General features: G+C 71.7%; 20 protein-coding genes and 1 tRNA gene. 7 read left to right on the plus strand and 14 right to left on the minus strand.

Going from position 1 to position 22,211, the window contains the following annotated elements; all coding sequences use genetic code 11:
• Window positions 1–19: 19 nt before the first annotated feature.
• Window positions 20–3,472, plus strand: coding sequence for a phosphodiester glycosidase family protein (locus PV410_RS35980; protein ID WP_500330217.1), 3,453 nt, complete (start codon window positions 20–22; stop codon window positions 3,470–3,472).
• Window positions 3,473–3,572: 100 nt separating this feature from the next.
• On the opposite strand, the gene PV410_RS35985 is transcribed toward PV410_RS35980, so the two are convergent.
• Window positions 3,573–4,310, minus strand: coding sequence for a MerR family transcriptional regulator (locus tag PV410_RS35985; RefSeq protein WP_500330219.1), 738 nt, complete (start codon window positions 4,308–4,310; stop codon window positions 3,573–3,575).
• 54 nt (window positions 4,311–4,364) lie between these two features.
• Here PV410_RS35985 and PV410_RS35990 point away from each other — a divergent pair, with 54 nt between their 5' ends.
• On the plus strand, window positions 4,365–4,631 hold the full coding sequence (locus PV410_RS35990; protein WP_500330220.1) for a hypothetical protein: 267 nt from the start codon (window positions 4,365–4,367) through the stop codon (window positions 4,629–4,631).
• Window positions 4,632–4,680: 49 nt separating this feature from the next.
• Here PV410_RS35990 and PV410_RS35995 read toward each other — a convergent pair whose 3' ends face one another.
• The 4 genes from PV410_RS35995 to PV410_RS36010 form a co-directional block, all read right to left on the minus strand.
• Window positions 4,681–5,376 carry a hypothetical protein gene (locus PV410_RS35995; protein WP_500330222.1) on the minus strand — a complete coding sequence of 232 codons (696 nt, stop codon included), beginning with the start codon at window positions 5,374–5,376 and terminating at the stop codon, window positions 4,681–4,683.
• A 103-nt stretch (window positions 5,377–5,479) separates the two neighbouring features.
• The gene (locus PV410_RS36000; protein ID WP_500330223.1) at window positions 5,480–6,682 is read right to left on the minus strand and encodes a WD40 repeat domain-containing protein; all 1,203 of its coding nucleotides are present in this window, start codon (window positions 6,680–6,682) and stop codon (window positions 5,480–5,482) included.
• Entirely contained in the window at window positions 6,679–7,245 is a 567-nt protein-coding gene (locus PV410_RS36005) for a SigE family RNA polymerase sigma factor (protein WP_500330224.1), read from the minus strand. Before PV410_RS36005 ends, PV410_RS36000 begins: the two co-directional genes overlap by 4 nt.
• A gap of 407 nt (window positions 7,246–7,652) precedes the next feature.
• Window positions 7,653–8,753, minus strand: a complete 1,101-nt coding sequence (locus PV410_RS36010) for an acyltransferase family protein (protein WP_500330226.1) — start codon at window positions 8,751–8,753, stop codon at window positions 7,653–7,655.
• A gap of 332 nt (window positions 8,754–9,085) precedes the next feature.
• Here PV410_RS36010 and PV410_RS36015 point away from each other — a divergent pair, with 332 nt between their 5' ends.
• Window positions 9,086–9,256, plus strand: coding sequence for a hypothetical protein (locus PV410_RS36015; RefSeq protein WP_500330227.1), 171 nt, complete (start codon window positions 9,086–9,088; stop codon window positions 9,254–9,256).
• A gap of 254 nt (window positions 9,257–9,510) precedes the next feature.
• Here PV410_RS36015 and PV410_RS36020 read toward each other — a convergent pair.
• Window positions 9,511–9,586: transfer RNA gene (locus PV410_RS36020), tRNA-Thr, on the minus strand.
• Between the two features lie 222 nt (window positions 9,587–9,808).
• Between PV410_RS36020 and PV410_RS36025 the strand changes: the two genes are divergently transcribed.
• The 3 genes from PV410_RS36025 (at window position 9,809) to PV410_RS36035 (ending at window position 12,362) form a co-directional block, all read left to right on the plus strand.
• Window positions 9,809–10,927: an ABC transporter ATP-binding protein gene (locus tag PV410_RS36025; RefSeq protein ID WP_500330229.1), complete on the plus strand. Its 1,119-nt coding sequence runs from the start codon at window positions 9,809–9,811 to the stop codon at window positions 10,925–10,927.
• 253 nt (window positions 10,928–11,180) lie between these two features.
• Window positions 11,181–11,594, plus strand: coding sequence for a hypothetical protein (locus PV410_RS36030; RefSeq protein WP_499513191.1), 414 nt, complete (start codon window positions 11,181–11,183; stop codon window positions 11,592–11,594).
• Window positions 11,595–11,624: 30 nt separating this feature from the next.
• Complete coding sequence (locus tag PV410_RS36035) at window positions 11,625–12,362, plus strand: nucleotidyltransferase family protein (RefSeq protein WP_500330230.1); 738 nt, start codon at window positions 11,625–11,627, stop codon at window positions 12,360–12,362.
• A gap of 144 nt (window positions 12,363–12,506) precedes the next feature.
• Here PV410_RS36035 and PV410_RS36040 read toward each other — a convergent pair whose 3' ends face one another.
• From PV410_RS36040 to PV410_RS36065, 6 genes are all read right to left on the minus strand, one after another.
• The gene (locus PV410_RS36040; protein WP_500330256.1) at window positions 12,507–14,102 is read right to left on the minus strand and encodes a DoxX family protein; all 1,596 of its coding nucleotides are present in this window, start codon (window positions 14,100–14,102) and stop codon (window positions 12,507–12,509) included.
• 184 nt (window positions 14,103–14,286) lie between these two features.
• Window positions 14,287–15,243: a 23S rRNA (guanosine(2251)-2'-O)-methyltransferase RlmB gene (gene rlmB, locus PV410_RS36045; protein WP_500330232.1), complete on the minus strand. Its 957-nt coding sequence runs from the start codon at window positions 15,241–15,243 to the stop codon at window positions 14,287–14,289.
• A gap of 76 nt (window positions 15,244–15,319) precedes the next feature.
• Entirely contained in the window at window positions 15,320–16,714 is a 1,395-nt protein-coding gene (cysS, locus tag PV410_RS36050) for a cysteine--tRNA ligase (protein ID WP_500330234.1), read from the minus strand.
• Between the two features lie 178 nt (window positions 16,715–16,892).
• Window positions 16,893–17,417, minus strand: coding sequence for a 2-C-methyl-D-erythritol 2,4-cyclodiphosphate synthase (gene ispF / locus PV410_RS36055; RefSeq protein WP_500330236.1), 525 nt, complete (start codon window positions 17,415–17,417; stop codon window positions 16,893–16,895).
• Window positions 17,407–18,132 (minus strand): 2-C-methyl-D-erythritol 4-phosphate cytidylyltransferase, encoded by a 726-nt coding sequence (gene ispD / locus PV410_RS36060; protein WP_499516900.1) that lies wholly within the window; start codon window positions 18,130–18,132, stop codon window positions 17,407–17,409. Before ispD ends, ispF begins: the two co-directional genes overlap by 11 nt.
• Before the next feature lie 228 nt (window positions 18,133–18,360).
• Complete coding sequence (locus tag PV410_RS36065; RefSeq protein WP_018559600.1) at window positions 18,361–18,843, minus strand: CarD family transcriptional regulator; 483 nt, start codon at window positions 18,841–18,843, stop codon at window positions 18,361–18,363.
• Between the two features lie 605 nt (window positions 18,844–19,448).
• Here PV410_RS36065 and PV410_RS36070 point away from each other — a divergent pair.
• On the plus strand, window positions 19,449–20,036 hold the full coding sequence (locus tag PV410_RS36070; protein WP_500330237.1) for a DUF461 domain-containing protein: 588 nt from the start codon (window positions 19,449–19,451) through the stop codon (window positions 20,034–20,036).
• 106 nt (window positions 20,037–20,142) lie between these two features.
• Here PV410_RS36070 and phoP read toward each other — a convergent pair whose 3' ends face one another.
• Entirely contained in the window at window positions 20,143–20,823 is a 681-nt protein-coding gene (gene phoP / locus PV410_RS36075) for a two-component system response regulator PhoP (protein ID WP_475986601.1), read from the minus strand.
• The gene (phoR, locus tag PV410_RS36080; RefSeq protein ID WP_500330239.1) at window positions 20,820–22,100 is read right to left on the minus strand and encodes a two-component system sensor histidine kinase PhoR; all 1,281 of its coding nucleotides are present in this window, start codon (window positions 22,098–22,100) and stop codon (window positions 20,820–20,822) included. The genes phoP and phoR overlap by 4 nt, the downstream gene beginning before the upstream one ends.
• Between the last annotated feature and the right edge of the window lie 111 nt (window positions 22,101–22,211).

The raw sequence follows: 22,211 nt of genomic DNA on the forward strand, positions 1-22,211 counted from the left end.
CACCCATAAGGAACACTCCATGACACTTCGCGGGAAGAGGACCCCGGGGACCGGCGCACGCCGGACCGCCGTTGTCACCGCGCTGGCGCTGGCACTGACCGGCGCCGTGGGCGGGGCCGTGGCCACCGCCTCGGCACCGGCGGGCGAGGAGGCCCTCCAGGGCCACGCGCCCGACCGTGACTGGTTGCCGGAGACTCCGCAGAACTGGCCGCTCGTGGTGGACCACACCCGGGCCCCCGCCGAGACGGTTACGCGCGGTCTGCAGCACTACAGCGAGACCTACGACACCGTCGGCGGCCGTCAGCACGTCCAGGTGCTCTCCGCCGACCTCGGCGACCCGAACCTCCGGGTCGGCATGGTCCAGGCCGGTGGCACCATCACCAACCCGGCCGACGAGACGCCGTCGTCGATGGCGCACCGCACCCACGCGGTGGCGGGCGTCAACGGCGACTACTTCGAGATCCACGCCAGCGGCCGTCCGCTCGGCGGCATCATGACCGACGGGCGCCTGCTGAAGAGCCCCAAGCCGGGCTTCGCCTCCCAGTTGGGCGTCAAGCCCGACGGCACCATGGTCATGGGCCCGGAGACCTTCTCCGGGACGATCACCGCCGGCTCCGCGACCCGTGCGCTCACCTCGGTGAACACGGTGAACGACGTGACGTCCGGCGGCATCACCGAGGTCACCCCCGACCTCGGCGAGACCCCCGGCCTGCCCAAGGCCTCCACCCTGGTGCTCGGCCACGTCACCGACGGCGGCTTCGTCGTCGACGACGTGCGGACCGGCGTCACCACCGTGCCGCGCCTCGCCGACGGCCGGCTCGGTCTGCTCGGCGCCGGCGACGGCGGGCAGTGGCTGACCGACACCCTGCACGCGGGCGACACGGTGGGCATCGCCACCCGACTCTCACCTGACAACGATGTCACCCAGCTAATCAGCGGCGTCGACACGCTGGTGAAGGACGGCCAGGTCTACAAGGACCCGACCGGCACCCCGCCGAGCGGCGCCAACCCGGAGACCGCGGTCGGCGTCACCAAGGACGGCAAGCACGCCATCGTCATCGCCGTCGACGGCCAGGGCGGCGCCACCACCGCCTTCGGCGTGACCCGTGACCAGGCCGCCGGCTACATGGTCGCCCACGGCGCCTACGACGCCATGCTCTTCGACGGCGGCGGCTCCACCGGCATGGTCAGCCGCGCCCCCGGCGCCGACCGGGCCGAGATCGTCAACAAGCCCTCCGACCAGCCCGGCAACACGGAGCGTCCGGTCGCCAACGGCATCTTCTTCTACTCCACCGCCGAGGAGGCAGGCCCGGCCGTCAAGGTCGTGGTGAACGGCGGCGAGCAGGTCACCACCGTCGCCGGCGGCACGGTCCCGCTCCCGGTGCACTCCGTCGACCGGCTCGCGAACCCGGCGGCCGGCCAGGTCCACGTCCGCGTCGTGCCCGCGTCGCTGGCCTCGTACGAGGACGGCAAGCTCACCCCGCACCGCACGGGCTCGGGCCGGATCATCGCCTCGAACGGCCGCGCCTCCACCTCGGAGAAGCTCGAGGTCGTTGGCAAGCTCTCGACCCTCACGGTCTCGCCCGACAAGGCCGACCTGGACAACGGCGCCACCCAGCAGCTCGCCCTGTCCGGCACCGTCAAGGACGGCGGCGCGGTGCAGATCCCCGCCGAGGCGGCCACATGGAAGGTCACCCCGGAGAACCTGGGCACCGTCGACGCGCACGGCCTGTTCACGGCGAGCACCGACGACGGCGGTCTGGCCGAGGTCAGCGCCCAGGTCGCGGGCACCACCGCGACCACGTCGGTCGCCGTGGGCCGGGTCAGCAAGGTCATCGACCCGATCACCAGCCTGGACGTGTGGCGGCTCAGCAACAACACCACCGGCAACCCCGCCACCCTGACCGCCGACCCCGGCGTCGTCCCGCCGGGCTCCACCGAGGCGGGGTCCCTGCGGCTCGACTACTCGATGCCGGCCGGCTCCGGTGTCAAGCAGCTGGTGCTCTCACCGAAGGTCACCCTGAAGACCGACACCGCCAACGGTCAGGTCCCCACCGCCATCGGCGTGTGGATCAAGGGTGACGGCAACGGCATCGAGCTCGCCGAGAAGTACATCGGCGTCAACGGCACCTCGACCACGCTGTACCCGACGTTCGTGACGTGGAAGGACTGGCACCTGGCGGTCGCGCAGCTGCCGGCGGGCATGCAGTTCCCGCTGACGATCAGCTTCATCGACTTCCTGGCGATCAGCCCCAGCACGGCCTACAGCGGTTCGCTCAACGTCGCGGGCCTGCAGGCCCTGTACTCGCCGCGTCCGGTCACGGTGCCCGAGTACCGCGCGATCCCGCAGAACCCGAAGTGGCTGTCCTTCGAGGAGGACTCCGCCGACTTCGCCAAGCGCGGCACCACGATCCTCACCGGTGACGACGCGCACATGCTCGCGAGCGACCCGGGTTCGGTCAGCAGCAACGTGATGGACTCCATAGCCGAGCGGCTGCCCACCTTGACCCCGCAGGCACGCCCGGACTCCGCCCAGTTCCTCGGCGACATGCCCGACGACGGCAAGCTGGCGGACCTGCAGTACGCGAAGTCCAAGATGGACGCCCTCGGCATCCCCGAGCGCGACATCGTCGGCAACCACGAGATCACCCAGGGCGCCGACTCCGAGAACGGCAACTTCAGCGACACCTTCGGTGAGACCCACTACGCGTACGGCCAGGGCGCCGCGCGGATGATCGTCACCGACAACTCGCACGGCAGCCTGCAGTCCTCGGACCCGTTCCAGAACCCCGAAGGCGTGCAGTACCCGTGGCTCGTCCAGCAACTGACGGACACCACCGCCAAGGACGTGCTGGTCATCACCCACATGCCCGCGTACGACCCGCATCCGGCCGCGAACAGCCAGTTCACCGACCGCTGGGAGGCGCGGATGTACCTGCGGCTGGTGCAGCGCTACCAGCAGACGCACCCCAAGCAGCACGTGATCATGATGTACGGGCACGCCCGCGGCTTCGCCGAGCAGATCCTCGACCCCGAGGGCCGGAGCGTGACCACCGACGAGGGCGGCATCCCGCAGTTCACCTTCGCGGACCTCGGCATGCCGGCCTACGCCCCGGCCGACCAGGGCGGCATCTACCACTTCGGCCTCGTCCGGATCGGTGACGACGGCAACCTGCAGTACACCGTCGAGCCCGCGCTGGCCTCGATCGAGGTCACGGGCCCCACGGACCCGATCGCCCGCGGCGACCGCGTCACCCTGACCGCGACCGGCGACCAGATCGCCGGCGACAACATCGCACCGCTCACCATCCCGATCGCGGACCCCGCGTCCCACGTCTGGACGTCGGGCGACCCCAAGGTCGCCTCGGTGGACCCGTCCACCGGCGCCCTGACCGCCCACCGCTCCGGCACCGCGACCATCACGGTGACCAGCGGCGGCGTCACGGGCACGACCCAGGTCACCGTCCGCTGACCCCCAGGGGTGCCCGACCCGCGCGGGCGGGCACCCCTCCGCGGTCCTACAGCCACCGCCCCCATCCCGACGCGCAGGGACGCCGGGCCATTCGAGCGGCTCACGGCGCCGCGCCGAGCCCCGCCCGGATCAGCGAGTCCAGCCGCCGCCAGGCCGGGGAGGCGGCGTTGACCGTGCTCTGGATGAGGGCGGGGATGTCCGAGGCCATGTCCACTTCAGGGGGCGCGCTCGATCCGTAGCGGCTCCGGGTCGCCTCGACGATCCGCTGCGCCAGGTCGTCGAGGCGGGGGTCGCCGGGATCGAGGCCGTACGCATGGTCGTACCGCAGGAAGAGCTGCCGCAGCGCGGGCTCGGACAGCATCTCGTCCTGGTCCTGGAAGAGGGCCCCCGCCTGGTCCGGGTGGGTGGCGAAGACGAGGATCCACAGGTCCCGCTGGAGGTCCGCCCACCGGGGGGTGAATCCCCAGCGCCGCAGGTCCTCCAGATGCGCCCGGACCCGGGCGGGCAGCAGCGTCGCCTCCCCGGAGGCGAGCTCGCGCAGGCGCGCCCGGGTGGCCTGCAGTCCGCGGATCCGCTCGGCCAGTCGGCCGTCGATGCCGTGGAGCGCCCGGCGGAACTCCTCCTCGCCGGCCGCCCTCAGTTCCTGGATGCGGGCCAGGGGGACGCCGGCTTCGGCGAGCGTCCGGATCTTGATGAGGGCGACGACGTCGTCCGCCCCGTAGCGCCGGTAGCCAGAGGCGTCGCGGCCGGGCTCGGGAAGCAGCCCCTTGGCGTGGTAGACGCGGATGGTCTTGATCGACACTCCGACGTACGCCGCGAGCTGACCGATGGTGATCACCCCGCAATCGTGGCACTTGACCCTGCCCCAGGGGCAGGGTTGCACCCTGGCGCCATGGTGAACACGAACTTCGACCGCGAGACCCTGCGCGAGCTGGCGGACGCCGGGAACGAGAGCGCCCTGGACCGGCTGGCCGACCTCGCCGACGCCGCCGGGGACATCGAGGAGCTGAGCAAACTGCTGGACGAGGGGTCCCCGCACGCGGGATTCCTGCTGACCCGCCGCGCCGCCGCCGCGGGCGACCTGCGCGAACTGCAGCGGATCGCCGACGCGGGGTACGAGGAGGCCGGGATGGAGCTCTCGCGACTGCTGGGCGCCTAGCGAGGACGCCATCGCCCGGCCGGTGGGCGGAGGCGGCGAGGCTCCGGATTCAGGCGTGAAGGAGGCCGAGTCGCTCGGTGGCCCGTCGCCATCCCGCCGCCTCCGCCTGGGCGCGGGTCCGGAGCTCCGTCACCAGGTGCCGCGGCCAGGCCCCGGCGCCTTCCGTCGCCCGGACCAACGCCAGGTCCTCCGCCTGGCGCCGCGTCTCGGCGCCCGGTCCCGGCAGCCGGGGATCGTGCTGGTCCGCGGCCATGGCGGCGACCTGGAGGCACCGGAGGGCTCCGTCCCAGGGGCCTGCGGCACAGGCCGCAGCCGCCTCCGCTATCGCCGTGAGCGCGTCCATATGCATCATCACCGCACCCTCGGGTTCCGCCTCCTCCAGGAACTCGTCCAGGTCGGGGGCCTCGTCGTCGGGATCCTCGTCCGTGTCGGCGGCGAACGGCCCGTACGAGTGGAACAGCTCGGTCATCGAGAGGGTCTGGTACTCCGCGGAGTGGCCGGCCAACCGGCCGGCCAGGTCCCGTATCCGGGCCGTCGCAGATCCCTCCCCACCCACGGCGCCGGACCAGCACTCCTGCAGCAGGTCCCGCGCCACCTCGGCCGCCGAGGCACCGTGGCGACGGAAGCGCTCGTCGCCCAGGCACCCCGCCATGCGCTCGGCCGCCGCAAGGCCGACCAGGGCCGCCGCCCTTGGGTCGAGGGCGGCCAGGGCTGCTTGCCACTCGCGGAAGTCCCAGTTCTCCATGCCCACCCCTGATTTCCGACGCGTCCGCGCCATCTTGGCAGCACGACGCGACGTCCCGGAGGCAGGCGGCATGGCGGAAGCGAGCGGCCGGCGGGCCGCCTCATCAGCGTTCGGCGAAGACCGGCGTCCAGTCCACGGCCAGCGTACTGTCGCTCCCCTTGCTGAAACCGCTCAGCGGTACGACCTCGTCGCTGCCGATCGTGACGAGCGCGAGCCCGAAACGGACATCCTTCGAGCCATATGTGTAGTCCCAGGCGATCAGCCGCTTGCTGTCGATCCAGGCGAGCAACCGGTACCCGCGCACCATGGTGACCATCTTGCCGGTGAGGGGATCGCGGAGCGCGGAGCGGGCCTGCTTGTCGGGGCGGGGGCCCACGTAAATGTCCGCGACGAACTTGCCGTCCGGGGACAGCCCCGCCGCATTGCGCCGGATGTAGGCGTCGTTCGCGGGCGCGGCGACCTGCTTGCCCGCGAAGTCGTAGAACTGCCGGAAAGGAGACGAAGTGGTTCCGGAGTAGAGCAGCTTGCCGTCACTGCTGAAGGAGAAGTCCTGGGTGCCGAGCGCGTCGACGACGGTGGTCTTGCTCCAGGATCCCTTACCGGAGGCCACGTCCATGACGTAGAAGCCGGTGTGGCCCTCCTGGGAGTCGTCTTGCCGAATCCAGTCCCTGTGGCCGTCGCCGTTGACGTCACGGCGCACCTTGTGCAGCACCAGGTCGGGGTTCTTGCTGTACGTCGTCGCGACGAGCTTGCTGCCGTCGGGCGAGAACTCGACGCTCGCGACGCCGTGGTCGACCGGGATCCAGCGCTCGACCTCGCCGGTGAGCATGTTGAGCAGGCCGACCCGCTTGGCGGGCAGGTTCCTTTCCAGGACGGCGGCGGTCCGCATGCCTGGGGCGACGGCGACACGGGCCCACTTGGTCGTCTTCACGTACCTGCCGGTCTTCGGGTCCAGGAGCCGGTAGGTGCGGACGGCGAATTCACGGCCGTCGGCCTGCTTGGCGGTGTCCCAGGTGTAGTACGCGGCCATTGCGACGTCCCCCGCCGCGATCATGTCGCGCGGCGGCGTCTGGTCCGGGTGGGCGGAGACGTTCGCGAGGCGCGCGTCGTGCTTGCCGGCGTCCAGGAGCGGGACGCCCACCGCGAAGGCGACCACGGCGGCGGTGGCCGCTGCGACGGACGCCAGCGCCCGCTTCCGACGACGCCGTCGGACCGCCAGCACCCGCTCGGCGAAGCCCGGCCCCAGCGCAGGCTGTTCGGCGGCCTGTTCGCGCAGCGAGTCGCGCACCAGCTCATCGACGTTCACGGACGCACCTCCACAGGCGAGAAGTCACGGGACGACTGCTGCTCGGCGTCCGCGGAGCCGAGTGCGGCCAGTTCGGGGGCCAGGCCCCGCAGCCGGGCCAGGGAGCGGTGTGTGGTGGACCGCACCGTACCGACCGAGCAGCCCAGCAGACCGGCGACCTCGGCCTCGGGAAGGTCCTCGAAGTACCGCAGGACCAGGACGGTGCGCTGACGGGCGGTGAGCCGGGCCAGTGCGGCACGCATGACGATGCGCAGATCGGCCGCGCCGGGCCCGTCGTCGGCGCCATGGAGCACGGCGCTCTCCAGCGGCTCGGCCACGCTCAGTTCGCGCCGCGGCCACTTCAGCCGCCAGCGGCTCACCTGCTGCCGGTAGAGGATCTGCCGTACGTACGCCTCGGGTTCCTCGATGCGGTGCCAGCGTCCCGCGGCCTTGATCAGCGCGTTCTGCAGCAGGTCCTCGGCCGCGTGCCGGTCACCGCCGCTGAGCAGGACGGCGGTCTTCAGCAGCGCGGACGACCTGCTCTCCACGAAATCCCTGAAGTTTTCCTGGCCCTCGGCATCCATCGCCACCTTCTCTAGTTGCTCTGAGATCTTCCTCGGCGGGCTTGCTGTCCTTGATGACGTCCGCGGTGGCCGCCCGCTATGCCTGTGTGCACGCAAGAAATCAGCGGGCGGCCCGCACCGGGATCCGGACGCCGACGGCGAATCCGGCGCCTGCGCGTCGACGGCACCGGAGTACGGCGACCGGGCGGGCCATCACCGGTTCAGGAGCGAGGTCGAGGAACCGTCGGCGTGACCTGCGGATTCCCCACTTCGCCGGACTCGGGCGGCACATCCCCCTGCAACGCGGGGCGGGGACGGAAGCGCCGGGCCGCGCGACGGGATCGGCGTGGACGGTCTGCTGAAGTTCCTTGTCGCACGCGGCAACGAAGACCCGGTGCCGCCGGGCCCGGCGCACATCGGCCGTCCGGCTAGCGGCCGGTCTCTCCCGCCCCGCCGCCGGAATGGACCAGCGCCCCGCCGGGAACGGGCTCGCGCGGCCCCACCATGGTCGTCGCCTGTTCGGGGGCCCTGGCCGCACCGGTCGCACGCGCCTCCGCGGTGAACAGCCACGCCAGCCTGGGCTGGATCAGCGGCCTGGTCAGCCAGCGCACGGGCTTGGACGCCAGCAGCGCCGTCGCCAGCACGGCCATCACGACCAGGGCCAGTTGCTCGTGCCAGGGGCCGACCCAGTCCGTCCCGATGCTGCGGCGCATGGCCCGGATCAAGAGGGGGTGGAAGAGGTAGATGTACAGGCCGCCCGATCCGAGGTAGGAGACCACCGGGATCCTCCCGCGCGGCACGAGCCGGATGAGACTGAGCCCGATGACCATGGCAGCCAGCAGGACCGCGGCGCGGACCGCCCAGCCCCACATCAGGTCGACCGGCAGGTCGTTCTGCGCATAGGGGACCGCCATCCCGAGCCAGCCCCTCGCCACCTTGTCCCGGAGCCCCCAGCCCGCCCCGAAGGTGAGGACCAGCACCGCCACCGCGGGCCACCGGCTCCAGCGCGCGTCCAGGACGTCCCGGAGGAAGCCCTGCCGGATCATCCACCCCAGGATGAAGAAGGGGAAGTAGGTCACCGTCCGCGAGGCGGAGTAGTCCTGGCCGAAGTCCGCGATGTAGCCCACCAGCAGCGCCACCACACAGGCCAGGAGCAACGGGTGACGCAGGATCACCACGTAGGGCAGCACCAGCCGCCAGAAGATGAGCGACAGCAAAAACCACATCGCCCAGGCCGGCTGGAGCAGCCAGATGTGCACGTCGCCGTGCATGTACCACGTCTGAAGTGTGTGCAGCAGGCTGACGGCCACGTAGGGCACCACGATCGACTCCGTCAGCCGTCGCAGTTCACGCGGGGTCACCGGACCACCGCTGGCGAAGTACCCGGCGACCATGACGAAGACGGGCACGCGCAGGGCCCAGGTGGCCAGCCACAGCCACCGCAGGCCGTCCGTGTGCACGGTCTCGCTCGCGTGCCCGATGACCACCAGCGTGCCGGAGAAATAGCGGATGTTGTCCCACCACGGCATTCGGCCCACCCCGACGCCGGCCCGCTGTCTTCGACCGGTGTACCCACTCTGCACGTCGAGTCTCCATCACGCCGTGGAACAAAACCAGGCGAGGCTAGCCGGACACGTGTTCGCCCCGAAGGCTCGTGAGGTGACGGCTCGGCCAACAGTTGGCGTACCTGCGCCTACCTGGCGACCACCATCGGCGGCGAGCGAGGACATCGGCCACGCGTCGCGTTCCCGGCAGGTTTTGCCAGGGAAAGCCCCCGCCGGCGCACCTCCGGGTGTATACCGGAAGTAACCGAACACAAGCCCCAAAACGGTCGCGTCGCTGCGCCTCTGAGGAGCCCCCCATGCCCTACGGAGCCGGCGCCGCCGTCCACCCCTCCCCTCGCTCCGATGCCACTCCGGCCCGCGGCTGCGAGGTGTGCCTCGGCTGGGGGACCGTGGTCACCGACCAGGGGCGGTACGAACTCTGCCCGGCCTGCCAGTGCCGGGCTTTCCAAGTGGGGCGCGCGCAGTGATGATCTGCCCCACGATGACGAGGCCCCCACCGCGGCAACTGCGGTGGGGGCCTCGTCTCCGTCCGTCGGCGTCCCGGCATCACGATGGACGTCTGCGCGCACGTGACTTCCGACACACAGCGTGAGCCCGTCAGCGCCAGGGACCGTCCGCTCGGGCGCCGCCCGACCGCGCGTGACCGCCCCGGTAGACGTCACCCGTGGACGTCGAACGCCCCGGACCGATCATGGTCCGGGGCGTCGTCGCTGGTCCCAACTGGAGCCGCCTGTCGGGTTCGAACCGACGACCTTCGCTTTACAAGAGCGGTGCTCTACCAGCTGAGCTAAGGCGGCACGGCACCGTCCCCGCTCCGGGGTGCCCGGGAGACGGGTGGGGCCACGAGAAGTGTACCCAGGCGGGGAGGGGGGAGGGTCCGGGAATTGGCCGCCGGGAGGGTACTGACAAAGCGGGGCGGGCCAGGTAGCGTCACGGAAGGTCCACATCCTGTGGACTAGACCTCATTCCTTTACTCGGATCGTCCGGCACGTTCCTGCCGGTGAAGGGACCACTGCACCATGGCTACTGTCACTTTTGACAAGGCGACCCGGATCTACCCCGGGACCGAGCGCCCCGCCGTCGACGCGCTGCAGATCGACATCGCGGACGGCGAGTTCCTCGTCCTCGTCGGCCCCTCGGGCTGCGGAAAGTCGACCTCGCTCCGCATGCTGGCCGGCCTGGAGGACGTCAACGCCGGCGCCATCCGGATCGGTGACCGGGACGTCACCCACCTGCCGCCCAAGGACCGGGACATCGCCATGGTGTTCCAGAACTACGCGCTCTACCCGCACATGACCGTCGCGGACAACATGGGCTTCGCCCTGAAGATCGCGGGCGTCAACAAGGCCGACATCCGCAAGCGGGTCGAGGAAGCCGCCAAGATCCTGGACCTCACCGAGTACCTGGGCCGCAAGCCCAAGGCGCTCTCCGGTGGTCAGCGCCAGCGTGTGGCGATGGGCCGCGCGATCGTCCGTGAGCCGCAGGTCTTCCTCATGGACGAGCCGCTGTCCAACCTGGACGCCAAGCTCCGCGTCCAGACCCGTACGCAGATCGCCTCGCTGCAGCGCCGCCTCGGCACCACCACGGTCTACGTCACCCACGATCAGACCGAGGCCATGACCATGGGCGACCGCGTGGCGGTCCTCAAGGACGGTCTGCTGCAGCAGGTCGACACCCCGCGCCACATGTACGACCGGCCGGCCAACCTCTTCGTCGCGGGCTTCATCGGCTCCCCGGCGATGAACCTGGTCGAGGTGCCGATCACCGACGGCGGCGTGAAGTTCGGCAACTCCGTGGTGCCGGTCGAGCGCGACGCGGTGCAGGCCGCGGCGGACAAGGGCGACCGCACGGTCACCGTCGGCGTCCGCCCGGAGCACTTCGACATCGTCGACGGCGAGGGCTCGGGCCTGTCGAAGGACGAGCCGGCCGGTCTGGCCGTCACGGTGAACGTCGTCGAGGAGCTGGGCGCGGACGGTTTCGTCTACGGCTCGGCCGAGGTCGGCGGCGAGCACAAGGACCTGGTCATCCGCGTCGGCGGCCGCCAGGTTCCGGAGAAGGGCTCCGTGCTGCGCGTCGTGCCGCGCGCCGGCGAGAGCCACGTCTTCTCCACCTCCACCGGTGAGCGACTGAGCGACTGAGCCACTGAGCGACCGAGCGGGCGGGTGACCGGGCGCCCGGTCCCCGACCGCCCGCGGACACACCCGGCCCGGCCCCCGCGCAAGGGGGGCCGGGCCGCGGCCGTTCCCGGGGCCGAAACCCCCCGCATTTCCGGTCATACAATGGCGTTTCGACCATGTTCGTCAATGCGCCCGTAGTCGATCAAGGGGCATTCATCACTCATCAGAGTGGCTAAATGTCGCCAAATCATCACTCCTCGCTACCATCACTGCCGTGAACCAGGTAGCCCGCCGCATCGGCAAGTCACTCGCCCTCGTCCTCCCGGTCGTCCTCGTGCTCTCCGGCACCCTCGCCGTCACCCGCGTCCCGTGGGCGACGTCGGCGTCCGACGCCCAAGTCCTCACCGCCTCGCACCAGAAGGAGGCGGCGTCCCAGCGGTCGGCCCCGCAGGAGGTGCTCCGCCGCAAGCTGCTGGGCGAGCTGCAGGAGAAGAACCCCGGCATCGCCCTGACGCACCTGCAGCGCGAGATGAACGAGCGGCCTTCGCTGGCGCAGTACTGCGGTTCGATCGCCCGGTCCCTGGGCCGTGCCGCGGTCGCCAAGTACGGCTCGGTGCACCGCGCCCAGGCCTGGTCGCGGCCGGTCTGCGACACCGCCTTCGCGACGGGCGTGGCCTCGCTCGGATGACCCGACGCGCGGGTCGCGTAGGGTGCGCCCATGACCGGCACGTCCGCGACCTCCCCGGCGGTGACCCAGGCCGTCCTCCTCGCCGGAGGACAGGGCTCCCGCTTGAGGCCCTACACCGACACCCGCCCCAAGCCGATGATCGAGATCCCCGGAACCGGGATCCCGATCATCGGCCATCAACTTGCCTGGCTGGCCGCCGAGGGCGTCACCGACGCCGTGATCTCGTGCGGCCATCTCGCTGAGGTCCTCCAGGAGTGGCTCGTCGACGCGGCGGCCGACCTGCCGCTGCGGGTGACCACGGTCGTCGAGCGCGAACCGCTCGGCCGCGGCGGCGGCCTGAAGCACGCCGCGGCCTCCCTGCCCCGGCCCCAGGAGCCCTGGTACGCCACCAACGGCGACATCTGGACGCGCTTCTCGCTGCGGGAGATGGCCGCCTTCCACATCGAGCGGGCCGCGGTCGCCACGCTGGCGCTGGCCCGTCCGCGCATCCCGTGGGGCGCCGTGGAGACCGACGAGTTCGGCCACGTCCTGGACTTCATCGAGGCCCCGCCCTCGCCGTTCCTCATCAACGCGGGCGTCTACGTCTTCTCCCCCGAGTTCACCGGGCTGCTCCCGGAACGCGGTGACCACGAGCGCACCACCTTCCCCCAACTCGCCCGGGAACGGCGGCTCGCGGGCTTCCCGCTGCCCCAGGGCGCCTACTGGCGGGCCATCGACACCGCCAAGGACCTGGCCGAGGCCGCGAAGGAACTCGCCTCGCAGCCCTGAGCGCACCGACCGCGGCACAGCCCGCGCCACGGGCAGCACCACGGGCAGCACCACGGGCAGCGCCGCAGGCAGCGGCAGGGAACGACGAAGAGGCGGCCGGAGGGTGGAACCTCCGGCCGCCTCTTCCCGTGTGCCGTACGGGCGTTACGCGACCTTGCCCGAGCCGTGCCGCGCCGGGGCCCCGAGCAGCCAGCCGGAGGTCTCGCCGCTGCCCAGCAGCCCGCCGAGCGCGCCGCCGCTGTCGGAGGAACCGCCGCCGGTGCCTCCGGTGCCGTTGCCGCCGCCCTGCGTCGGCGGGTTGCTGGGCACCGTGGGGCGGGACGGGACGGACGGCGCGGGCCGCGCGGGCCCGCCGCCGGTGCCGCCGCCACTGCCGGTGGTGGCCGAGGACGACCCGGGACGCGAGTGCGTGGCGTTCGGCGCCGAGGACGCCGCCCCCCGCGCCGACGGCGAGGAGGACGGGGAGGACGAGGGACCGCCGGAACGGCCCGCCGAGGGGGCCGTGGAGGGCCGGGACGACTTCTCCCCGGGCACCTCGGGCAGCGGGGAGCCCTCGAGGTTGTTGGTCGGGACGTCGGTCGGGGCGGGGAGCTGCGTGCGCGGGCTGGTGGACCGTACGGCGGTGCCGAGGGTGGCACCGACCACGAGCGAGATCCCGACCAGCACCGTGGCCAGCACCGCGCCGCGCCGCAGCACCCGGCTCCGCAACTCCCCCAGCGGGGCGCGCGGGCCGAGCTTGCGCCAGGCCTCGCTCGCCAGCCGGCCGTCGGCGGAGTAGACCGGCGCCCCCGCGATGACCAGCGGGCTCCAGGCGGCGAGCAGGATGATGTCGGGCGTGTCGTACGCCGGGACGGTCCGCCAGCTCACCGTCACCAGCAGCGCCGCCGACAACAGGGCGCCGATCGACGCCGCGAACCGCTGCCAGAGCCCGAAGACCGTGAGCACCCCGGCGATCACCTGCAGGAAGGCCACCGTGAGTCCGGCGCCGATGGGGTGCGCGAGGGCGAGGTCGCGCAGCGGCTCGGCCAGCCCCCACGGGTGGAGCGAGGCGAGCCAGGTCACCATCGAGCCGCGCTTGCCGCCGTCGAAGTACACGGGGTCGCAGAGCTTGCCCATGCCGGCGTAGATGGAGATGAAGCCCAGGAAGATGCGCAGCGGCAGCAGCACGATGCCGAGGTTCATCCGGCGGCCGGGGTAGTAGGCGTGCCGGATGGGTTCGGCGCGTTCGCGGTTGCGGGCGCGGCCGTACTCCTCGTCGGGATCCGCGTACGGATCGAAGTCGGGGTCCTCGTCGACGGGGCCGGCGGTCGGCGCGGCGTACGCGAACTCGCTGGTGTCCTCGGGGTCGAGGTAGTCGTTGTAGGCGCCGCGCGCGGGGCGGATGCCGCCGAGCATCTCGCCGGGCGCCGGCGGCCGGCGCGGCGGGCCGACGACGGGCTGCGGCGGCTCCTCGATCCGCGGCAGCACCTGCGTCGCGGCGCCGAGGTCGGGGCCGTCCACCTGACCGTGGCGCACCGCGGCGAGCAGGTGGCCGGCAGCGGCGTCGCCGGGTTCGCTGCGCCCGGACCACACCAGGGGCGCACCGCGCCGCTGTGCGGCCGCGGAGGGGCGGACGGAGGTCGGGATGACGGGGACGCGCTGGGTCCTCGTCAGGGCACGGCCCGACGCCGCGCCGAGCTGCACGCGGAAGCTCGCGTGATTGACGATGACCTGGGCCGGGTCGGAGGAGACCTTATGCATGTTGAGCACAGGCTCGTCGGTGACCGCCGACGACCGTCCCCCCGGAGGAGTGCGGGGTGTTCTGGTGTCCACACTCATCTAACCGAGTGACACCCGATAAGGACACTGTGTGACGGGCCCCGTTGTGTCCGAGGCCCGTCAATCAGGGGTTGTCGCCGGGGCGCGCACGGGGGCGCGTCCGGGTTCAGGCCCGGCGGCGCGCCGCCTCGTAGAGCACGATGCCCGCGGCGACGCCCGCGTTCAGCGACTCGGCGCCACCCGGCATCGGGATGCGCACCCGCAGGTCGCAGGTCTCCCCGACGAGCCGCGACAGGCCCTTGCCCTCCGAACCCGCGACGACGACGACCGGGCCGGCCAGCGCCTCGAGGTCCTGCAGCTCGGTCTCGCCGTCGGCGGTCAGGCCGACGACCGTGAGGCCCGCCTTCTGGTAGGCCTCGAGCGTGCGGGTGAGGTTGGTGGCCCGGGCGACCGAGACGCGCGCGGCGGTGCCGGCCGAGGTCTTCCAGGCGCCCGCGGTCATCCCGGCGGCGCGGCGCTCGGGCACGACGACCCCGTGGCCGCCGAAGGCGGCGACGGAGCGGACGACGGCGCCGAGGTTGCGCGGGTCGGTGACCCCGTCCAGCGCGACGATCAGCGGGTCCTCGCCCGCGTCGAAGGCCTCGGCGGCGAGGTCCTCGGGGTGGGCGTACTCGTACGGCGGGATCTGCAGCACCAGGCCCTGGTGGTTGAGCCCGTTGGTGATGCGGTCGAGCTCCGGCCGCGGGGCCTCCATCAGCGGGATGCCCCGGTCGGTGGCGAGCTTGATCGCCTCGCGCACGCGCTCATCGTTGTCGATGAACTGCTGGACGTAGACCGCCGAGGCCGGGATGTCGGCGCGCAGCGCCTCCACCACCGGGTTGCGCCCGGCCACCAGCTCCGAGGTGGACTTGGAGCCCCGGCCGGACGGACGGCGCGACTGCGTGGACGCGGCGCGCTTCACCCTGGCGTTCGCGGCACGCTGCTTGGCGTGCCCCTTGCGCGCCTCCGCGGGCGGGGTGGGGCCCTTGCCCTCCAGACCCCTGCGCCGCTGCCCGCCGCTACCGACCGTGGCGCCCTTCTTGTTGGACGTGCGGCGGTTCCTGCGCTGGCTGTTGCCGGCCATGGGTCACCTGTTTCCTGCTGCTGTTGCTGCTACTGCGTGAACGTACGTACGTGTCAATGATGACGCGGACGCCCGGCTACCGGGAGCCGAGCGTCCAGCGCGGCCCGGAGGGGGTGTCCTCGATCTCCAGCCCGGACTGCTGGAGCCGGTCGCGGATGGCGTCGGCGGTCGCGTAGTCCTTGCGCCCGCGGGCCGACTCCCGCTGCTCCAGCACCAGCCGGACGAGGGAGTCCACGACCCCGTGCAGGTCCTCCCCGCGACCGTCGCCGGACCAGTGCGCGTCCAGCGGGTCCAGGCCCAGGACGCCGAGCATCGCCCGCACCTCGGCGAGGCGGGCGACGGCGCTCTCCTTGTCGTCCGCGGTGAGCGCCGAGTTGCCCTGCCGGACGGTGGTGTGGACGATCGCCAGCGCCTGCGGGACGCCCATGTCGTCGTCCATCGCCTCGGCGAAGGCCGGCGGCACCTCGGCGGCCGGCTCGACCGGGCCCGCCATCTCGACGACCCGCTGCACGAAGCCCTCGATCCGCGCGAACGCCGACTCGGCCTCGCGCAGCGACTCCTCGCTGTACTCGATCATCGAGCGGTAGTGCGGGGTGCCGAGGTAGTAGCGCAGCACGATGGGGCGCCAGCGCTTGGTCATCTCGCTCACGAGCACCGAGTTGCCGAGCGACTTGCTCATCTTCTCGCCGCTCATCGTGACCCAGGCGTTGTGCACCCAGTACTGCGCGAAGTCGTCGCCGAAGGCCTTGGCCTGGGCGATCTCGTTCTCGTGGTGCGGGAAGATCAGGTCGATGCCGCCGCCGTGGATGTCGAAGGCGGTGCCCAGGTACTTGTGGGCCATCGCGGAGCACTCCAGGTGCCAACCGGGACGGCCACGGCCCCACGGGGTCTCCCAGGACGGCTCGCCGGGCTTGACGGCCTTCCACATCGCGAAGTCGCGGGCGTCCCGCTTGCCGGTCTCGCCCTCGCTCTCCGGCTGGCGCAGGTTGTCGAGCTCCTGGTTGGACAGCTCCAGGTAGTCCGGGAAGGAGCGGACGTCGAAGTAGACGTTGCCCTCGGACTCGTAGGCGTGGCCGCGCTCGATGAGGCCGCGCATCATCTCGATCATCTCGGGCACGTGGCCGGTGGCGCGCGGCTCGTACGTCGGCGGCAGGCAGCCGAGCGCGTCGTAACCGTCGTTGAAGGCCCGCTCGTTCTCGTAACCGATCGCCCACCAGGGGCGGCCCTGCTCGCCGGACTTGGCGATGATCTTGTCGTCGATGTCCGTGACGTTGCGCACGAACGTGACGTCGTAGCCGCGGTAGGCGAACCAGCGGCGCATGATGTCGAAGTTCAGTCCGGACCGGATGTGCCCGATGTGCGGGGCTGCCTGCACGGTCGCGCCGCACAGGTAGATCGAGACGCAGCCCGGCCGGAGCGGGGTGAAGTCACGGACCTGGCGCGCGTCGGTGTCGTACAGGCGAATAGTCACGCATCAAGGGTAGTGGTCCCGGGTGCGTGCGCCGTCCGATCCACGGGAGCTTCATGGTGTTGTGACGCTCGCGGGGGCCGTCGCACCGGCCGCGGGAGCGCCCGGCGGGCGGGCGCTTCACCCGTACGGCGGACGGCACGACCCTGCGGGCGCCGGGTCAACTCCTCCGTGCCGCCGGTCACTTCGCGCGGCGGACCACCAGCGCGGTCGCCACGGCCGCCAGCCCCTCGCCACGCCCGGTGAAGCCCAGACCGTCGGTCGTCGCGCCGGAGACCGCCACGGGGGCGCCCACGGCGGCGGACAGGATCTTCTGGGCCTCGTCGCGGCGCTTGCCGATCTTGGGGCGGGGACCGATGACCTGGACGGCCACATTGCCGATGTCGTAGCCCGCCTCGCGGACGATCCGGGCGGCCTCCGTGAGCAAGGTCACACCGGGTGCGCCCGACCACTCCGGGCGCCCGGTGCCGAAGTGCGCACCCAGGTCGCCCATGCCGGCGGCGGAGAACAGCGCGTTGCAGGCGGCGTGCGCGACGACGTCGGCGTCGGAGTGCCCGGCCAGGCCGTCCCCCTCGCCCTCCCACAGCAGACCGGCGACCCACAGTTCACGGCCCGGCTCGAAGGCGTGGATGTCGGTGCCGATGCCCACCTGGGGCAGCACGGGGACGTGGGCGGCCGGGGCGGTGCCCGTCGGCTCAGTAGTCATCGGTGGCCCTCCTGCGGGCGAGGACGGCCTCGGCGAGGACCAGGTCCAGCGGGCGGGTGACCTTGAAGGCCTCCTCGTGCCCCGGCACGACCAGCACCGGGACGCCGAGCCGCTCGACCATGCTCGCGTCGTCCGTGACCGGCCCGGTGACCGTGGTGTGCGCCTTGAGCAGCGTCGCCCGGTCGAAGCCCTGGGGGGTCTGGACGGCGCGCAGCAGCGAGCGGTCCGGGGTGCCGACGACGGCGTCGGTCGCCGGGTCGATCTCCTTGACCGTGTCGGCCAGCGGCAGCCCCGGCACGACGGCCGAGGCACCGTCCCGCACGGCGGCGGCGACGGCGTCGACCATGTCGACCGGCACCAGCGGGCGGGCGGCGTCGTGGACGAGCACCACCTCGACCTCGTCCGGCAGCGCGGCCAGGCCCAGCCGTACCGAGTCCTGCCGGCTCTCGCCGCCGGCGACGACCCTTATGTCCTTGGCCTCGGGCAGGCCGTTGCTGTCGAGCAGCGCCCTGACCTCGGCGACCCCGTCCGGGGGCGCCACGACGACGACCAGTGACACCGCGCGGGCGCGGGTCATGGCACGCACGGCGTGCACGAGGATGGGGACGCCGCCCAGGGTGCGCAGCGCCTTGGGCGCACCGGGGCCGAGCCGGACTCCACGTCCGGCGGCGGGAATGACTGCCGCGGTAGTCAGGTTTGTGTCCTTGGCCGAAATGGGTATCGCCTCAACGTGCCGGGCGCGAAGCCCCTGTCGGACCCTTCCGTGACACCGACAGGGCCAGCTGCCCGGGCCCGGCACCCAGTATGCAGGGGGAAGCGACGCGCGAACGAAGACGAGGGGGATCCTCGGCGTCGTCGAAGTGCCAGGCCACCGTGAGGGCGCCCCGGCATGCCGCAGTGCCCGGCGTAGGGAACGCACCGGGCACCACGGCGGAAATCCGCGTCAGGACGCGAGGACCTCGTCGAGGAGGGTCTCGGCCTTGTCCTCGTTGGTGTTCTCCGCGAGCGCGAGCTCGCTGACCAGGATCTGGCGGGCCTTGGCGAGCATGCGCTTCTCGCCGGCCGACAGCCCGCGCTCCCGCTCGCGACGCCACAGGTCACGCACGACTTCCGCGACCTTGATGACATCGCCGGAGGCGAGTTTCTCCAGATTCGCCTTGTACCGGCGGGACCAGTTGGTGGGCTCCTCGGTGTACGGTGCGCGCAGCACCTCGAAGACCCGGTCCAGCCCTTCCTGACCGACCACGTCGCGCACGCCGACGAACTCCGCATTGTCCGCGGGCACGCGTACCGTCAAGTCGCCCTGGGCGACCTTGAGCACCAAGTAGGTCTTGTCCACGCCTTTGATCTGGCGAGTTTCGATGGCCTCGATCAGCGCGGCCCCGTGATGGGGATAGACCACGGTGTCGCCAACCTTGAACGTCATGTGACAGGTACCCCTTCCGTGGCTATCCAGGGTAACACGGGAACGGCTGGTTCTGAATGGCGTTTTCGCAGGTCAGGGCATATCTCGGGGCTTGACAAGTGCGCCCGGAACGTGCTGCGGGAGGGGAGCGGAAGGCGGAATTCGCAGGTCGGAGTGGGTGTCGAGGGGCCCTGAAACGCTGCCGTTACACCCTTCCGAGGGCCAGGACAAGGGGAGGAACATCCCGATTTGTCGCTCTCTTGCGGGGGGTCTCTCGCTACTCCGTTCGGCCGCCACGGGCTTGATTGATCCATTTTCGCACCACGCCGGATTTCCGTCCGGCGGATGAACGGTAAATGGATCTTGCCGGTGTGGCGGGAATCGTTCGGCGGAATCCCGTAATGGATTCCGCCGTGCCCGCGCCGTTCCGCCCGGGGCCCCGTGGAAGGCCCCCGACGGCCCCCTGGAACGTCTCCCGGACACCCGGGTGGGTGAAGCCCCGGCCCGCCGGGGGGTGGCCCGGTGCGGGCGCACGAGACAGGCTCGGTAACCTAATCCAGCACCAGGTAACCCGTAAGTCCCGTACGTCCGTACCTCCGTACCCCGCCCAAGGAGATGCCGCCGCCGTGAGCAGCAGCCTTCGACGCGGCGCTCTCGCCGCCGCCCTTGCACTCTCGCTCTTCCCGCTCGCCGCCTGCGCTGCCGGGAACAGCGCGGAGACGCTGCGCGTCAGGCCGGACAACGCCGCGACCAGCGTCGGCGACATCGAGGTCCAGAACGTCGTCGTGCTCACCCAGGCCACCTCCGACGGTTCCTCCTCGGTGACGGCCAAGATCTTCAACAACGGCGACGAGTCGCAGACCCTGGACTCCGTGAAGGTCGGCTCCCTGGACGCCGACCTGTCCGGCACGATCACCCTGCCCGGCCACAGCTCCGTGCTGCTCGGCGGTGACGGCAACCCGTCCGCCCTGTTCAAGGGCGGTTCCGCGAGCAAGACCGACGGCGACTTCAAGGACGTCGTCTTCGACTTCAGCAAGACCGGCGAGGTCTCCCTGCAGAGCCTCGCGCTGCCCGCCGCCGGCTACTACGCCTCCTTCGGGCCGAGCGAGAAGCCCTCGCCCACGGAGACCGCGAGCCCGGGCGAGTCGCCCGCCGAGGGCGCCACGGCCTCGCCGACCGAGACCGAGACGATCACCGAGTCGCCCGCCGGCTGAGCACACCCCGGCACGCGAAGGGGCCCCGGGAGCACATCGCCCCCGGGGCCCCTTCCTGTCCGGTCACCGGTCTACGGCTGGAACCCGAAGCCAGGCCGCGGCCGGTTTACGGCTCGAACTTGTAGCCCAGGCCACGGACCGTCACCAGGTAGCGCGGCGCGCCCGGGTCCGGCTCGATCTTGGCGCGGAGGCGCTTGACGTGGACGTCGAGCGTCTTGGTGTCGCCGACGTAGTCGGCGCCCCAGACCCGGTCGATGAGCTGCATGCGGGTGAGGACGCGGCCCGCGTTGCGCAGCAGCATCTCCAGGAGGTCGAACTCCTTGAGCGGCAGGTCGACCTTGCCGCCGCCCACCGTCACGACGTGCCGGTCGACGTCCATGCGGACCGGGCCGGCCTCCAGCGCCGACGGCGAGATCTCCTCGGGCTCGCCGCGACGGCGCAGCACCGCCCGGATCCGGGCGACCAGCTCGCGGGAGGAGAAGGGCTTGGTGACGTAGTCGTCCGCTCCTATTTCGAGACCGACAACCTTGTCGATCTCGCTGTCCTTCGCGGTGACCATGATCACCGGGACGTTGGACTTCAGCCGCAGCTGGCGGCAGACCTCCGTGCCGGGCAGGCCCGGCAGCATCAGGTCGAGCAGGACCAGGTCGGCGCCGTTGCGCTCGAACTCGTCCAGCCCGTCGGGCCCGGTCGCCGCGATGGCGACCTCGAAGCCTTCCTTGCGGAGCATGTACGACAGGGCATCACTGAAGGACTCTTCGTCCTCGACGACGAGTACTCGGGTCACGGGAGGACCTCCGGGGCGGGGATGTGATCGGGGAACGTCTCGTAGAGGGCGGAAGAGGACCCGGAGCCGGGCCCGCCGTCCTCCACCGCCACGGCGGTGGAGCGGTCCCGGCCGTCCCGGGACGCCGCGGCTTCGGGCAGCCGCAGGGTGAAGGTGGAGCCCTGGCCTTCGGCGCTCCACACCGTGACCTCCCCGCCGTGGGAGGCGGCCACGTGCTTGACGATGGACAGACCGAGGCCGGTGCCGCCCGTGGCGCGCGAGCGCGCCGGGTCGACCCGGTAGAACCGCTCGAAGACGCGGTCCCGGTCCTTTTCGGAGATGCCGATCCCCTGGTCGGTCACGGAGATCTCGATCAGGTCGCCACTGGGTGCGGAGACCCTGCGGCCCGCGATGCCCACGCGGGTGCGGACCGGGCTGTAGTTGACGGCGTTCTCGACGAGGTTGCCGAGCGCGGCCGCGAGCTGGCCACGGTTGCCCCAGATGTACAGCTCGGGGGCGCCGCCGGTGGCCATGGTGATCTGCTTGGCGTTCGCCGGGTGGCGGCAGCGGTCGACCGCCTCGGCGACGAGGTCGTCGACGGCGACCGGCTCGGCGTCGTCGAGGGGGTTGTCGTCCTGGACCCGGGAGAGGTCGATGATCTCCTGGACCAGGCTGGTCAGCCGGGCGGCCTCGATCTGCATCCGGCCCGCGAAGCGCTCGACGGCCTCGGGGTCGTCACTGGCGTCCATCACCGCTTCGGAGAGCAGCGACAGCGCGCCGACCGGGGTCTTGAGCTCATGGCTCACGTTGGCGACGAAGTCGCGCCGCACCGCCTCGATGCGCCGGGCGTCGGTCAGGTCCTCGACCAGGAGCAGCACCAGGCGCGAGCCCAGTGGTGCCACCCGGGCGGAGACCGCGAGGCCCTCGCCGCGGCCGGCGCCCCGGCGCGGCAGGTCCAGTTCCACCTGCCGTATCTCGCCGTCCCGCCGGGTCTCCCGGGCCATCTGCAGCATCTGGTCGACGGCGAGCCTTCCGCCACGAACCAGCCCGAGGGCGTACGCCGCCGAGCTTGCCTTGACCACCGTGTCGCCCTCGTCGAGGACGACGGCCGACGAGCGCAGCACGGACAGCACCGTGTCCACGCCCGGCGGTAGTACGGCTGCGGCGTCGGGCCGCAGGGATGTGCGCGTCGGGCGGGCCTGCTCCCGCTCGCTCCAGCGGAACGCGAGCACAGCGATCACACCGGTGCAGAGCCCGGCGATCGCACTGGCTGCGGCGACTGCCGCGTTCACGTCCATACCCCCAGGTTAGGGGGACGGAATGAGTGACCCACAGCGGTCGGAGCGTCTTCTCGAACGCGCGTTGCCAAGAGTTCACCGTGGTGTCAGCACCGGTTCATTCCCGATGCT

It is taken from the genome of Streptomyces sp. PA03-5A (genome assembly GCF_033792725.1).
Classification (GTDB): Bacteria; Actinomycetota; Actinomycetes; order Streptomycetales; family Streptomycetaceae; genus Actinacidiphila.